Genomic DNA, 13,196 nt, shown 5'->3' on the forward strand with positions numbered 1-13,196 from the left:
GAGAGGGAACGTTTGCAGGAGATGGACAGCATTTCCATCGGGTACTTTTGTAATTTAATGCGATCGCACTCCGATTGGGCGACTGTTGAGACTACATTTTGCAACAAACAAAGATTATCGGCTCACAACTTTGGGCTGGGGCGTTTCGGCTGGGCGCGACAAAGCGTGCTGTTTAAAGGCTTCGTATTGTCGCACCATCAGTCTTTGTACGGCGATAATTGCTGGATTAACTTCGACATAGCGGCGTTGAGGATCTTTGAGATAGTTTTCTTGTTCGCTCTCGATCATCTCAATGTCCTGTCTCAAAAACGGCATAAACAGCAGATTTGAGATAATGGGCTGCAAAATGGGGCGCAGCAAGTTGACCAGACGTTTGGGCAGGCGCACTTTGAGAAACATATAGGTAAACGATCGACTTTCTTGGGGTGCGATCGGCAGCCTCATCAAATACAGCGACGAAATGCCTTGCAAATCATTCACATAGTTGGGGTAGCGATAATCGACCGAAATAATTTGTGTGGTGACGCGATCGCTGACTTCTCCTAGCCCCAACAGCTTTGACAATACGCCTCGATAAGACACCTGATAGTCAGCCTTAACAAAATTTTCGGTCTCTTGCAGCTTGAGCAAAATTGGGTCAAACCAGCCTTGTAGATTTTTGTGTAGATAGCCGTGAAACACATCCATCGTGTTCTCATTGCAGATGGTGAAATGTGCTTTAAAGTGTCCGTTTATCGGAATCATCAGCCAGTCAGGGTCGTCATATTGAGGAATGTCGAGCAAAGGAGTCGTGTCTGCGAGCGCGCGATCGCCCGGAAAGATCCAGATCAGCCCATATTTCTCCTGTACGGCGAAGGGACGAAGTTGAGCGCAGGGGAGTTTTTGCCCAGACTTCCAGTAGGGAATATTTACACAGTTGCCTTCACCATTAAATTCCCAACCGTGGTAGGCGCAAGCGATCGCGTCTCCTTTGACCTGTCCCTTATCCATCGCTACGCCCTTGTGAGGACAGACATTTTCAACCGCCTGTACCTGATTTTGACTGTCGCGAAAGAGGGCGATCGACTGTTGCCAAACCGTTACTGATAGAATCTTTTTGGGCTGCAAGTCGGTTGCCCAGGCCACTGCGTACCAATGATTGCCATTAATGCCAATTTCCCGCACCTGATTGCGAACTGCCTGACCTTTGAGAGTCGTTGCCAGTTCCATATGTTCACTCCTTGTGGGATGGATTGTGAGTATTATCAGCGATCGGGCGAGGGATGAGGAGGAGGGAGGAGGGAGGAGGGAGGAGAATGGCTCTTCACTCTTGAAGCGGTGCAGTAAGATCGAGTCAGAATGACTTCACACTATCTTTACCTGTAAGCAATGAACTCCGATACTGTCACTCAGCTATTGCAAAAAGGGTTTCACGTCACGATCGGGGCAACCGCCTCCCTGGTCGAATCGCTGCAAGACCCTCAAAAGCGTGAGCAAAATTTTTCAAGGTTAAGGTCAGAGTTTAGTGAGTTAACAACACCATCTCTGGTCGAGTCGCTGCAAGACCCTAACAGGCGTGAACAAAATCTCATAAGGTTGAGGTTAGAGCTTGATGAGTTGACGCAAGAGTGGGCCCAAAAAGGCGAAGTCACAGAACGTGAAGCGCGGGCCTTTGTCGATACGATGCTGGCCCAGCGAAATCAGGGAACCTCGTCAACGACGACCGTTACGACGACTGCGACACCCGTTTCGACCATTTCACCAGAAGTACAGTTAGAACTCCAGGCGTTGACGGCTCAGTTGGGAGCGATTCGGGCCGAGTTAGAGCGGTTGCGGAGTGAGGAAGAGATGAGGGATGAGGGATGAGGGATGAGGGATGAGGGATGAGGGATGAGGGATGAGGGATGAAAAAAGAGATGAAGAAATTGTGGCAATTGGGGTTGATTTTGGAAGTAGCTGATCGATTCAACGAGTCAGCCTTCTAATCGACCAAAAAAGCAAAAGATCAACATCAAGTCAAGAGAAAACGAGGCTAATTCTTCTTTCATCCCTCTTCCCTCCTTTTATCCCTCACTTCAAAGCGCCCACAAAATCAGCCCTAGTGCAAAGGGGTTGCTCAAATTGGGGTGTTTGGGCAAGATTCGCAATGACAAGCCTTGAAGACCACTGGCAGAATAGGCGATCGTGCCTGTATAGAGGCTGTGGCCCTGGGTATCGGATTCTTGCCACTCCATCACAACCGGAACGCCATTTACGATTTCACCATCGGCGTTGAGTGTGCCTTGATAAAGCTCAACCTGTACGTCGCTGGGAGATAGAGAAGCTAGATTTAGACGGGCTTTGACGGCGATCGCTTGATTGACTTTGACATCGGCTGGCTCAGAAATGTCTACGGCTTCGATTTTGATGTCGTACCAGTGTTCAAACAGTTTGGCTTTCCAGGCGGCGAGATCTTTGGCGGGGGCAAACTGATCGGCGGTGAGATTGGCGTAGCGATCGCTGGCCGGAAAATAGCCGCGGGTGGCATATTCACTCACCATGCGCGCTGTGTTGAAGTGAGGGCAGTTTAAGCGAATGGTGTCCTTCATTTTGGCGACCCATTTGCGGGGCAAGCCGTCTTCGTCGCGATCGTAAAACAACGGGACGACTTCTTTCTCTAGCAAATCATAGAGGGCGTTGGCTTCTACGGTGTCTTGAAAGTTGATATCGTCGTAGTCTTCGCCATGCCCGATCGCCCATCCGGTTTTTACGTAATCGGCTTCATCCCACCAGCCGTCGAGAACGCTGAGATTGGGCAATCCATTCATTGAGGCTTTCATGCCGCTGGTGCCAGAGGCTTCTCTCGGACGACGCGGTGTATTTAACCAAACGTCACAGCCCGCAACCATTAACCGCGCCACATAAATATCATAATCGGGAACAAACACAACATTGTGAACGCCACTGGTGCGAGTGTAGTGAATGAGATCGCGAATCAATTCTTTACCCGGAATATCTTTGGGATGGGCCTTCCCTGCGATCACAAACTGCACTTTATGACGATGGTTACCAGAGAGGATTTTGTGAATGCGATCGAGATCCCGCAAAAACAACGTAGCCCGCTTATAAGTCGCAAATCGTCGCGCAAATCCGATCGTCAACACCGACGGATCAAGCACTTCTTGCGCCTGTGCGATTTCAGTTGGAGAAGACCCCCGATCGCGCAGACTTTTCTCTAATCGATCGCGAATAAACAGCACCATCTCCGATCGACAGCGTTCATGATTGCGCCAGAGTTCTTCATCGGGAATAGATTTGACGCGATCCCAGATGGGGGAATAACTGGGGGCATCTGACCAACCGAGACCGAGGTAGCGATCGTACAGTTCTTGAGTGGGTTTTGCGACACAGCTTCGCGCATGAACGCCATTCGTAATTGACGTAATCGGCACTTCTTCTAAGGGCACTTGAGTCCACAGGTTTTTGAACATTTGCCGTGAGACTTGACCATGTAGTTTGCTCACCCCATTGATAAAGCCAGCCATCTTAATCGCCAAAATCGCCATGCTAAAAGGGGATTCCAAGTTCCCAGTTTTCTCGCGTCCTAGTGCCAAAAATTCTTCTCGATGTAAGCCAAAAATCGAGGCGTAGCGGCCGACTGAATGCATCAATTTGTCGGGTGGAAATAGGTCAATCCCGGCGGGGACGGGCGTGTGTGTCGTGAAGATCTGTGTGGCTTGGGCGACCTGTTGAGCTTGAGCAAACGTCAATCCGTCTTCTTGCATCATCAGGCGAATCCGTTCGAGTGACAGAAACGCGGAGTGACCTTCATTCAGGTGGTAGACAGTGGGATTCAACCCCAACGCTTTGAGCATCTGCACACCGCCAATTCCCAACATGATCTCTTGATCGATCCGCATGTCAAGGTCGCCGCCATAGAGTTGATCAGTGATGTCGTGATCGTATTCTTTGTTGGGTTCAATGTTGGTGTCGAGCAGATAAAGCGGAACGGTGCCTATTTGGACGCGCCAGATGCGGGCGTAGACAGTGCGATCGGGGTACTCGACTCCAATTCTCAATTCTGCTCCGGTTTTATCGCGCTCCAAATGCAACGGCATGTTGTAAAAGTCGTTGATCGGATAGCGTTCTTGTTGCCAACCGTCAGCGTTTAAATATTGGGCAAAGTAGCCTTTTTGGTAGAGCAATCCCACACCGACCAGCGGCAAGCCCAAATCACTCGCAGACTTGAGGTGATCACCCGCCAATACGCCCAAACCGCCAGAGTAGATGGGCAGACAATCGACTAGACCAAACTCAGCAGAGAAGTAGGCGTAGCATTCAGTGTGCGGTGTGAGGTGTGAGGTGTGAGGAGGGGTTTCGGTGGAGGTGCGGGTTTTGCGATACCAGGTGCGGTCTTGGAGGTAGTCGTCGAGTTGGCGATCGACTCGTTCCATTTGGGCAATAAATCCGTCGTCTTCAGCGACTTCTTGCAGGCGCTTTTGGCTGATTGTGCCCAACATGAGAACGGGGTTGTGGCGGGTTGATTCCCACAGGTCAAAATCGAGGCGACGAAATAAATCTTTAGTTTCTACATTCCAGTCCCATTGCAGGTTGTAGGCGATTTTGCGAAGCGGTTCGAGTCGAGTCGGGAGTGCAGGCGAAACGTTGAATGTCCGGATCGGTCGCATCACAGAATCCTCCAAAACAGCTAAAGCTATTCTCTCTTGAGTTTGAAGGAACTAGTTATTAATAAAACTTGAACTCGATATAAGTGGCTGCGCTGTTCAGATCTTCTGCCTCCCAAGCTGCCAATTCTGGAGGACTTTAAGACGAAACTTCTAGCTCAAAACTGTTCTATTGACTTACTCGAAATCTCAGGACGATCGCCCCACTCAGCCCTTCAGAAATTAGTCGAAATCGCTTGCACGGGGCAGGTGGGAATACACTGTTCACAAACGATGCAGCGCGATCGCGTAAAGGTCAATCTAAAAGTTTGGGGGTCAAGGGTCAGCGCCTCGGTGGGACACACGCCCGTACACAAGCCACAATCAACACAAGCCACTTCATCGATCACAATTTCTCGACTGGCAAATGACACGCCGATATCCTGCGATCGCATCCAATCCAGGGCGGCATCTAGCTGATCAATATCGCCCGACAACTCAACCACCAGTTTGCCAATCTGATTGGGCGCGACCTGAGCACGAATAATATTGGCCGCTACATTAAAGTCTTTTGCCAATCGATAGGTGACAGGCATTTGTACAGAGCGTTTGGGAAATGTCAGCGTCACTCGTTTTTTCACAATCGGATTTTGGCAGATTTTGGCAGGTCATCTTCTCATTGTAGAGAGCAGATCGAGTGCATTCCTGAACTTCGGAGTTATGGAAATAGCATCTTTGTAAAGGCACGATCGCGATCGCTCAGTAGACTAGAAATACAAGACTACAAACACAGTGACTCTTCACAAGCATATGGCTACGGATTCACCCAACTCGACGACTCCCGCCCAAAATGGGACACAACTCAGAAACCTTTTGATCGTGATGGTGGCGATCGTGCTGACGGTTGCCTTTTCATTGGGGCTAAAAACTCAGACAACTTCAGTTTCACTCGATTCGATGGTTAAGGAGGCGATTCCTTTAGAGGTTGCGCTGAGTAATCATAAGCCGACGCTAATGGAGTTTTACGCTAACTGGTGTACAAGCTGTCAGGCGATGGCTCCAGAAATGAAATCGCTTAAAGATCATTATGGCGATCGTATTAACTTTGTGATGCTCAACGTGGATAACGAAAAGTGGCTTCCCGAAATTTTGCACTATCGAGTCGATGGAATTCCGCATTTTGTTTATATGAAAGCAGGCGGAGAAGGAATTGGACAAGCGATCGGAGAACAGCCCCGCAGCGTCATCGAAGCTAATTTAGTCGCTCTAACTGAAGGAACTGCCCTGCCTTACGCCCAAAGTACCGGACAAACCTCAGCCTTTTCTACTTCAGTCGAGACAAAAGATAGTGCAGCCAATAGTGCAGCCGATCCTCGCAGTCATGGCAGTCAGGTTGTTGGTAAAAGCTAGTCCGATCGAGTTTTTTCGCTGCGGTGCTGAGATCTTTTGCCCTCCAAGCTGCCAACTTTGGGGGACTTTAAGACAGGAGATTCCAGAGTTTTCTAGTGGCTCCTCAGCGTCCCAGCTTATTTGGAATCCCTTCACAGCCACCGGGAATGGTCGATCGCGTCTTTGAGCCGCCCCACGCACAACAGTAATAACGCTGCTCAGGAGACATATCTTCTGCATTGGTAAAGTCTGCATTTTCAACGACTGCACCCGTTTGGGCACCTGTTTTGTAGTTGGGTGGGTCAGTGCGACTGCGCGGAGAGGCGGCTTCGGCGGTTCCATAAAAGAGGCGAGTTCCATTCAGGTCAGCCCCCCTCAAGATGGCACCATAGAGAATGGTTCGCGCCATGTTTGCTTTGACCAGATCACAACAGGTCAGGTTAGCCCGAATCAAATTTGCCTCACTTAAATCTGTCCAGCGCAGGTCAGTCCCCGACAGATTTGCCCCCGCCAACATCACGCCCAAATCAATCACTCTGGTTCCGTAGTTGCGATCTTCGGCATAGCCCCCAGAGCCATCGAGAATTGCCCGTCCCAGTCGTCGATCGCGCTTTAGAGGTGACAGCAGTTTGGCACGAGACAGAAATCGGAGAATCTTGGCTTTTCCAGATCCGTCTACACTGCTCAAAATGGCGGCCGTTCTGCCTTCTGCGATCGCGCGCTCTTGGGGCCAATCTTCGAGCAGTCCTTCTTCGTCTAGTACCAGTTCAGAAATGCCCTGAAAGTAGGTGTCGATCGTTTGCTGCTGCGTGATCGTGTTTTGTTGAATCGTCAGATCTTTAGAAATCACATACTGTCGCCAGGCAATGTAAACCGCCAGAATCGCGATAAAAATCTGCCCCAATGCCCCAAACACTTCGCCCAATGCTCCGATCGCGTCCCAGTTTAGCTGTTTGTACCAGATGAGAAGCGTGTTCTCAAATCCAACCAGTTTCAAAAAGCCAACCACGGCCGCTGTCAGCCCCAACGAAGCGATAAAAATCGCCCCTTCTTGCTCAGAAACCAACTCCGCCAAGATCGGCCGCAATACAGGATAAAGCACCCGTATCGACAAAATCAGGGTGACGATCGCCCCCGCCAACACCAGCCAAAAACTATTGATCCACAGTCCCGCAATCAAAATGACGATCGCCACCAGCAAAATCAGAGAAATTGCAGGGCGAGCGATCGTCAAACTCGATATAGAATTTTGAGCGTTTCCTGATAAGCCAGAGGCAAAAGTTGCGGCCGTTCTTTCTCTAGAAATCTCAGCTTTAGAGGGAATGGCAGCACTGACGGGATAGGGTTGAGCGCCATTTTGTTCTATGCCATTTTGTTCTACGCTTTTTTGAGCATCCTGGGGGGTGGGGTCGATCGTCATGTTGCAAACAGCATTCAAAGCCTATGCCCTATCGTACCTGCTTCCAGAAAGCTGAGTCTTTTTCTCACGGTGGGATTGTTAAATAGAACGGGCTGCCATCAATGAGTGATCGGATTTTCAATAAAACCGTGGACGGGGTACTTGACAAAATCCCATGCAGTATATCTTTGTGACAAATTAATTCCTAAGGCTGACTTCACCAGATACAGCGCGTAGAGGCATAAGAAAATTTGCAACGATCGGGTGACATATTTCATTAGTTTCAAACCGTAGTCCTGTGTCGCACTCTATTCACGCAGCTTTACATTTAAGTGAACCAAAAGCGTCGGGGATGTGTCAGATGCTCTGACTGTTTGCGCCGCAAGTTTATCTAAAAGTCTCCAGAGTTAGGGGACAGAAGCACTCAACCACGAATCTCTTTCAGGAAGGGACGTTAATTTTGGTCGTCTAATTTTGATCGTCAAGAAGCCAATTCAATCAACTGCCCATCTACTTTGGGGTCGATCGCCGCTAAACTCACCCATTTTTAGCCTCAACCCTCAAAACTCTGGAGATAAACCGAATAATTTTAGTGCAAATGGAGAGTTTTAGAGTATTAATAATGCTGTGGCTCTTCTCAGACAGCCTGCTGAACGATGAGCTACTGTCATTTTTGGTTGCATCTCAATGGTATTTGATGTCGTGTGTGTGGGAGTTGAAGTATGAACGCAGGTGATCATTATCAGCCATCGGTTGTAGAACTGGCCCGCTCAGGCAACTTTAGGGCGATCGCTTATTGGCTTAACGTGTTTCTCCTACCTCATAATCTTTATGCACGAGTCGAGGCAGCCCTTCAGCCAGGCTGTTTGCAGATACTCGTAGAGTTTCACCCGTCACCCGAACACGATGCCAAATCGCCGGAATTTCGGGGCAGTCTGGTACGGTTTATCTGCCACCATCTCTGGAAACTCAACTCTGAAGTGATCGAAGGTGTGCAGGTGACGGCTCGATTTGTGGGTCAGCCCCAAACCCTCTGGCAGCAGTCGGTTCGCGTCATGTCTCCGGCTCGTCGCGCCAAACTGGGTCGCAAAGCCTCTCCAAAACCTTCTTTAAATCATTCAGCAAATCATCCGCTGCCTCTGCGATCGCGCGTTCAGCAAGCCACTCGCCAAAAAGTCCAGTTTCGGGCACTGCGATCGCTGCTTTTGACGGGCACGACGGCGGCGGCTTTTATCATGGGCTGCTGGCTGGGGTATAGTGATGCGCCTGCGGAGCAAACCAGTGCGTCTGCGTCTCCGATGGCTTCAATCCGCCCGGATAGCATTCTCACGGCGATGGGCAACGTCCCGGTTGAAAAGCACGAGACGACCGATTCCACTGATCCCACGGCTACCCTGATGTTTGGTGGAGATGTCGCCCTGACGGATGCCTACACAGATCTGGTGGGCAGCGATCCCAAGTGGGCGTTTGCAGGACTCGAAGAATATCGTCAGGCAGATGTGGCGATGGTGAATTTAGAAGCTCCGCTGACAACTGCCACCACGCCTCAACACAACAAAGAATTTAACTTTAAAGCCAGCCCTGAGACGGCGCAAGTCCTAAAAAATGGCGGCATTGATATCGTCAACCTGGCCAACAATCATGTGATGGACTACCAGACGATCGGCTTAGAGGAAACGCTGAAAACGCTCGATCAGGCAGGCATTGACTATGTGGGCGCAGGCCGCAACGTTCAAGAAGCCCGCCGCCCCGAAATCATTGATGTCAAAGGTCAGCGCATTGCATATCTGGGCTACTATGACGGAGACTTTCAGACAGCGGGCGACTCTACCCCTGGCACAAATGAGGGACAGCAAGATCGCATCGCCGCCGACATCAAAGCCATTCGAGATCAGGTCGATTGGGTGGTCGTCAATTATCACTGGGGCGTGGAGTTGGCGAAATATCCCACCGATGCTCAGATGGATCTGGCCCACTTCACGATCGACCAAGGCGCGGATCTGGTGGTGGGTCATCATCCTCACATTCTTCAGGGTGCAGAGATTTATAAGGGTCGCCCGATCGTCTATTCGTTGGGCAACTTTATCTTTGGCGGAAGTTCTCGCAGCGACTACGATACCGCCGTTCTTAAAGTCGGTCTAAAAGACAATCAGATGAAGGTAGAATTTTTGCCTGTCGAGGTGAAAAGCTATCAGCCCAAAGTGGTGAGCGGCGATCGGGGCACTGAGATTTTGCGTCAGATCGAGAATGTGTCTGATATTTTTCAAGAGCCACTCAAGTCGCCTGTAATTTTGGATGCGCGATCGCGTACGGTGATTTCTACGCCCGCCCCATCGACACCCGCTAGTCAATCGCCCGATCCTGCTCCATCTGCCGAACCGCCCAACTCTGAAACGGCTCCCGCGATCGAGGCTCCCGATTCTGAGATGCCGATCGACAGTCCATCTTCCGAACCGCCCAACTCTGAAACGGCTCCCCCCACCGAATCGCCTGCTGACACGCCCCTCCCTCAACCCAGTGACGATCCTTCGGGCGCTCAACCCTGGAAAAACGACTCCTTTATCTCAGATCCCACGCCTAGCCCAACGATCGTGCCGGATACATCCCCCAGTCCCACGGCGACAGAGCCTCCCAGTCCCGATGCAACGCCCCAACAGCAAGGAGACGCTTCGGGGAATCTCAGCCCAAATGGGGTCGCCGTCCCTTCAATTTCTCCGACCGCATCTCCCAAACCAAGCAATAGTTTAGAACCGATGAAAAAGCGCTACGCTCAGGCTCCCTTGCCTAGAGAAGTCGCAGCAGCTATTTCTTCTGAAGAGTAAAGTAGTGAACACCGCGTTCTTTTGCAACTTGCTACGCTATAAGCCAATGATTTATCAGGGATAAAGCCTGTGTTTGCGATCGCCTTTCGACGACAGCAGTATGACACCTATATTCTCACTGACCAGGCTGCCCAGTCTCGGCTAGAGGTGGTTCCCGATCGTGGAGGCATCATCACCAGTTGGCAGGTGCAGGGTCGAGAGTTACTTTACATGGATACCGCCCGGTTTGCAGATCCCAGCCTTTCGGTGCGGGGGGGCATTCCGATTCTGTTTCCGATTTGTGGCAATCTGCCCGACAACACTTACACGCACAACGGACAAGCCTACACGCTCAAACAGCACGGATTTGCACGAGATTTGCCGTGGGAGGTGCTGGATCGCGTCACTCACGATCGCGTCAGCATTAAGTTAGGACTTTCGAGCAGCGATCAGACTCGTGCGGTTTATCCGTTCGATTTTCTATTAGAGTTCACGTACACGCTGCAAGGTGAAACGTTAGCAACTCACCATCGGTTTACTAATCGATCGCATGAATCAATGCCGTTCTCGATCGGGTTTCATCCCTACTTCTTAGTGCCTGATAAAAATCAACTGCGCTTTGAAATTCCAGCGAATGAGGCAAAAGATCACCAAACTCAAGAAGTGCGATCGTTTTCCAATACCTTTGACTTCGATCGCGATGAGATTGATTGGGCGTTTCCTCACCTCAGCAGTCAGGCGGCCAGTGTTAGCGATCTGAGCCGTCACACGCGCATGACGCTGACTTATAGTAACAACCTTGCCACGCTAGTTTTTTGGACGATAAAGGGCAAAGATTTTTATTGTTTGGAACCCTGGAGCGCGGGTCGAAATGCGTTGAATTCGGGCGATCGCTTGTTTTATCTTGAGCCAGGAGCCAGTTTAGAAACCGAGATGAATTTGAGAGTAGATTTTATCTAGCTTTGTATAACTTTTTTGTGAAAGCGGGCGACATGTCTTAAAGTCCCTCAGAATTGGCAGCTTGGAGAAAGTGCTCATCACCGTAGCAAAAAAACTTCATCGAACTAACTTCAGAAGTGCTGTGCTGCTTGAAACGTTAGAATCTTTTTAGTCCCTAGCCTCGGCTCCTAACATGTTTCAGGCAACTCGTCGTCGGCTTGCACTCTGGTACACAATGGTCACGGCAGTGTTGCTGTTAGTGTTTGCCAGTGGGTTTTATTTATATGTTCGCAGTACGTTAATTGAACGAATCGACGACACGCTTAATCATGTAGTAGAAGTGGTGCAGCGATCGCTCGTCATCGAACCGATCAATCTTCATCAAGAAGGCGGCGGCGTGCGCGTCAATGTCGAGTCCAGCTTTCGCGATAACCCAGTTCCGATCGAAGACGATCACATTGAGTTGGAGTGGTTTAGTCCGATGGGGGATGTGCTTTGGTCAACGCTCAAAACGCCGCTGATCGTTCCGCTACACGTCAATAAATATGGTGAAACGGTGAGAATGTCAGACGATCGGCTGCTGCGACAAGTCACCCAACCAATCCAAATTGGACGGCAAACCCTCGGCTTTTTGCGAGTGAGTGAACCCTGGTTTGAGTTTACCAAGCCGACTCGTCAACTGGTCTGGGATCTGATTTTGGGAACGAGTGTGATGGTGGCGATCGTCGCGACCAGTGGCTGGTTTCTTTCAGGTCTGGCAATGCAGCCGATTCGCGAGTCTTACCAGCGATTGAAACAGTTTACAGCAGATGCCTCTCATGAATTGAGGAACCCGATCGCCATCATTCAAACTAACGTTCAGGTTGCACTCGCCGATCCAGACTCAGAACCCGAAACCCAACGCTATCACCTACAGGTCGTCGAACGCTTGACTCGACGCTTAGGACGATTAGTAGACGATCTCTTATTTCTGGCGAGACAAGACAGTGGAATCATTCAGCAAAGATGGGTATCGATTGATTTTAATGATCTGCTCATGGAAGTGGTTGAGGAGCAGGATACGATCGCCACAGAAAAAGAAATCACGCTCTCAATCACTTTGAACTCTGAAGATGAATGGGTTTTGCAAGGCGATCGCGATCAGCTTTCTCGATTATTTACGAACCTGGTGAGCAATGCAATCCAGTACACTTCTGCAAACGGCAAAGTTATTGTTGAGTTACAAAAAATAAAGCGTTTAAGTATTGACTACTTTCAAGTCAAAATTACAGACACCGGAATCGGAATTCCAGAAGAAGCGCTCCCCCATTTGTTCGATCGCTTTTACCGCGTCGATCCGGCTAGAACTAAGGCAACAGGTGGATCAGGACTGGGACTGGCGATCGCTCAAGTAATTGCCGAAAACCACAGCGGACAAATCCAAATCGACAGCCAAGTTAACCAAGGAACCACGGTTACAGTCACGCTGCCACAACACCACCCTGAAGCGGCGATCGGTTAAAGAGATACACCAAAGCTCTTATCCAATCTCCTAGAATTGGTAGCTTGGAGGGCAAAAGCGCGAACACCGAAGCGAAAGAACTGTATCGCACATTCGCTGTATATTGATCTATGCCACAATTGAGGAAAGACCAATTTTACCTACTGATGAGCAAGCTCATGCCTGCCTGCGCGTTTGTCAATTGTTCTCTAGCTACTATCGAGATGTTCAGCTCTTTCGCTTTGATCCCCTTACTGGATATGTGTTCATCTTAGTCAGCGAAGAGCTTCAAATTCTTGTGCCACCTAATGGACTTTGGGAATTTATATCATGACGAAACCGAATTTTGATGAAATGAGTGTTCCTGAGCTTAGAGCCTACGTTTTGAGCCACCGAGATGACTTGGAGGCAATTCGTAAGCTTTTCTTTCATCCATCGCTGAAATATCAAAAAATGCCTCCTCTATACGAAAACGGAAAGCCTAATGAGGAGAATATCCGCTATGCTGAAGAAAACTTTGAACGTTTGTTTGGGAAGAAAGACGGCCATTCTGAAGAAGGTTGAAT

General features: G+C 49.7%; 11 protein-coding genes. 7 read left to right on the forward strand and 4 right to left on the reverse strand.

Annotated features, from left to right (window positions below; genetic code table 11):
* Nucleotides 1–114: 114 nt before the first annotated feature.
* A complete protein-coding gene (locus tag ACKFKF_RS00600; RefSeq protein ID WP_446865910.1) occupies nt 115–1,209 on the reverse strand; it encodes an aromatic ring-hydroxylating dioxygenase subunit alpha in 1,095 nt (364 codons plus the stop codon).
* A gap of 159 nt (nt 1,210–1,368) precedes the next feature.
* Here ACKFKF_RS00600 and ACKFKF_RS00605 point away from each other — a divergent pair, with 159 nt between their 5' ends.
* A complete protein-coding gene (locus ACKFKF_RS00605) occupies nt 1,369–1,845 on the forward strand; it encodes a hypothetical protein (RefSeq protein ID WP_446865911.1) in 477 nt (158 codons plus the stop codon).
* A gap of 209 nt (nt 1,846–2,054) precedes the next feature.
* On the opposite strand, the gene glgP is transcribed toward ACKFKF_RS00605, so the two are convergent.
* Together glgP and ACKFKF_RS00615 are read right to left on the reverse strand one after the other, a co-directional pair.
* Nucleotides 2,055–4,646, reverse strand: coding sequence for an alpha-glucan family phosphorylase (gene glgP / locus ACKFKF_RS00610; protein ID WP_446865912.1), 2,592 nt, complete (start codon nt 4,644–4,646; stop codon nt 2,055–2,057).
* A gap of 212 nt (nt 4,647–4,858) precedes the next feature.
* Nucleotides 4,859–5,263, reverse strand: coding sequence for an NIL domain-containing protein (locus ACKFKF_RS00615; protein WP_446861638.1), 405 nt, complete (start codon nt 5,261–5,263; stop codon nt 4,859–4,861).
* A gap of 169 nt (nt 5,264–5,432) precedes the next feature.
* On the opposite strand from ACKFKF_RS00615, the gene ACKFKF_RS00620 reads away from it, so the two are divergent.
* Nucleotides 5,433–6,032, forward strand: coding sequence for a thioredoxin family protein (locus ACKFKF_RS00620; protein WP_446865913.1), 600 nt, complete (start codon nt 5,433–5,435; stop codon nt 6,030–6,032).
* Nucleotides 6,033–6,135: 103 nt separating this feature from the next.
* On the opposite strand, the gene ACKFKF_RS00625 is transcribed toward ACKFKF_RS00620, so the two are convergent.
* Nucleotides 6,136–7,431 carry a pentapeptide repeat-containing protein gene (locus ACKFKF_RS00625; RefSeq protein ID WP_446865914.1) on the reverse strand — a complete coding sequence of 432 codons (1,296 nt, stop codon included), beginning with the start codon at nt 7,429–7,431 and terminating at the stop codon, nt 6,136–6,138.
* Between the two features lie 701 nt (nt 7,432–8,132).
* Here ACKFKF_RS00625 and ACKFKF_RS00630 point away from each other — a divergent pair.
* The 5 genes from ACKFKF_RS00630 to ACKFKF_RS00650 all read left to right on the forward strand — a co-directional run bounded on the left by ACKFKF_RS00630 (nt 8,133) and on the right by ACKFKF_RS00650 (nt 13,194).
* A complete protein-coding gene (locus ACKFKF_RS00630) occupies nt 8,133–10,232 on the forward strand; it encodes a CapA family protein (RefSeq protein WP_446865915.1) in 2,100 nt (699 codons plus the stop codon).
* A 69-nt stretch (nt 10,233–10,301) separates the two neighbouring features.
* On the forward strand, nt 10,302–11,171 hold the full coding sequence (locus ACKFKF_RS00635; protein WP_446865916.1) for an aldose epimerase family protein: 870 nt from the start codon (nt 10,302–10,304) through the stop codon (nt 11,169–11,171).
* Nucleotides 11,172–11,343: 172 nt separating this feature from the next.
* On the forward strand, nt 11,344–12,651 hold the full coding sequence (locus ACKFKF_RS00640; RefSeq protein WP_446865917.1) for a sensor histidine kinase: 1,308 nt from the start codon (nt 11,344–11,346) through the stop codon (nt 12,649–12,651).
* A 103-nt stretch (nt 12,652–12,754) separates the two neighbouring features.
* Nucleotides 12,755–12,964, forward strand: coding sequence for a DUF6888 family protein (locus ACKFKF_RS00645; RefSeq protein WP_446865918.1), 210 nt, complete (start codon nt 12,755–12,757; stop codon nt 12,962–12,964).
* Entirely contained in the window at nt 12,961–13,194 is a 234-nt protein-coding gene (locus ACKFKF_RS00650; protein ID WP_446861631.1) for a DUF6887 family protein, read from the forward strand. The genes ACKFKF_RS00645 and ACKFKF_RS00650 overlap by 4 nt, the downstream gene beginning before the upstream one ends.
* Nucleotides 13,195–13,196: the final 2 nt, after the last annotated feature.

The sequence above is a fragment of the Phormidesmis sp. 146-12 genome, assembly GCF_052939495.1.

Bases quoted from the DNA above. Each gene is read 5' to 3' on its own strand.
- ACKFKF_RS00600 (WP_446865910.1), bottom strand. From the start codon at position 1,209: ATGGAACTGGCAACGACTCTCAAAGGTCAGGCAGTTCGCAATCAGGTG.
- ACKFKF_RS00605 (WP_446865911.1), top strand. From the start codon at position 1,369: ATGAACTCCGATACTGTCACTCAGCTATTGCAAAAAGGGTTTCACGTC.
- glgP (WP_446865912.1), bottom strand. From the start codon at position 4,646: ATGCGACCGATCCGGACATTCAACGTTTCGCCTGCACTCCCGACTCGA.
- ACKFKF_RS00620 (WP_446865913.1), top strand. From the start codon at position 5,433: ATGGCTACGGATTCACCCAACTCGACGACTCCCGCCCAAAATGGGACA.
- ACKFKF_RS00625 (WP_446865914.1), bottom strand. From the start codon at position 7,431: ATGACGATCGACCCCACCCCCCAGGATGCTCAAAAAAGCGTAGAACAA.
- ACKFKF_RS00630 (WP_446865915.1), top strand. From the start codon at position 8,133: ATGAACGCAGGTGATCATTATCAGCCATCGGTTGTAGAACTGGCCCGC.
- ACKFKF_RS00640 (WP_446865917.1), top strand. From the start codon at position 11,344: ATGTTTCAGGCAACTCGTCGTCGGCTTGCACTCTGGTACACAATGGTC.
- ACKFKF_RS00650 (WP_446861631.1), top strand. From the start codon at position 12,961: ATGACGAAACCGAATTTTGATGAAATGAGTGTTCCTGAGCTTAGAGCC.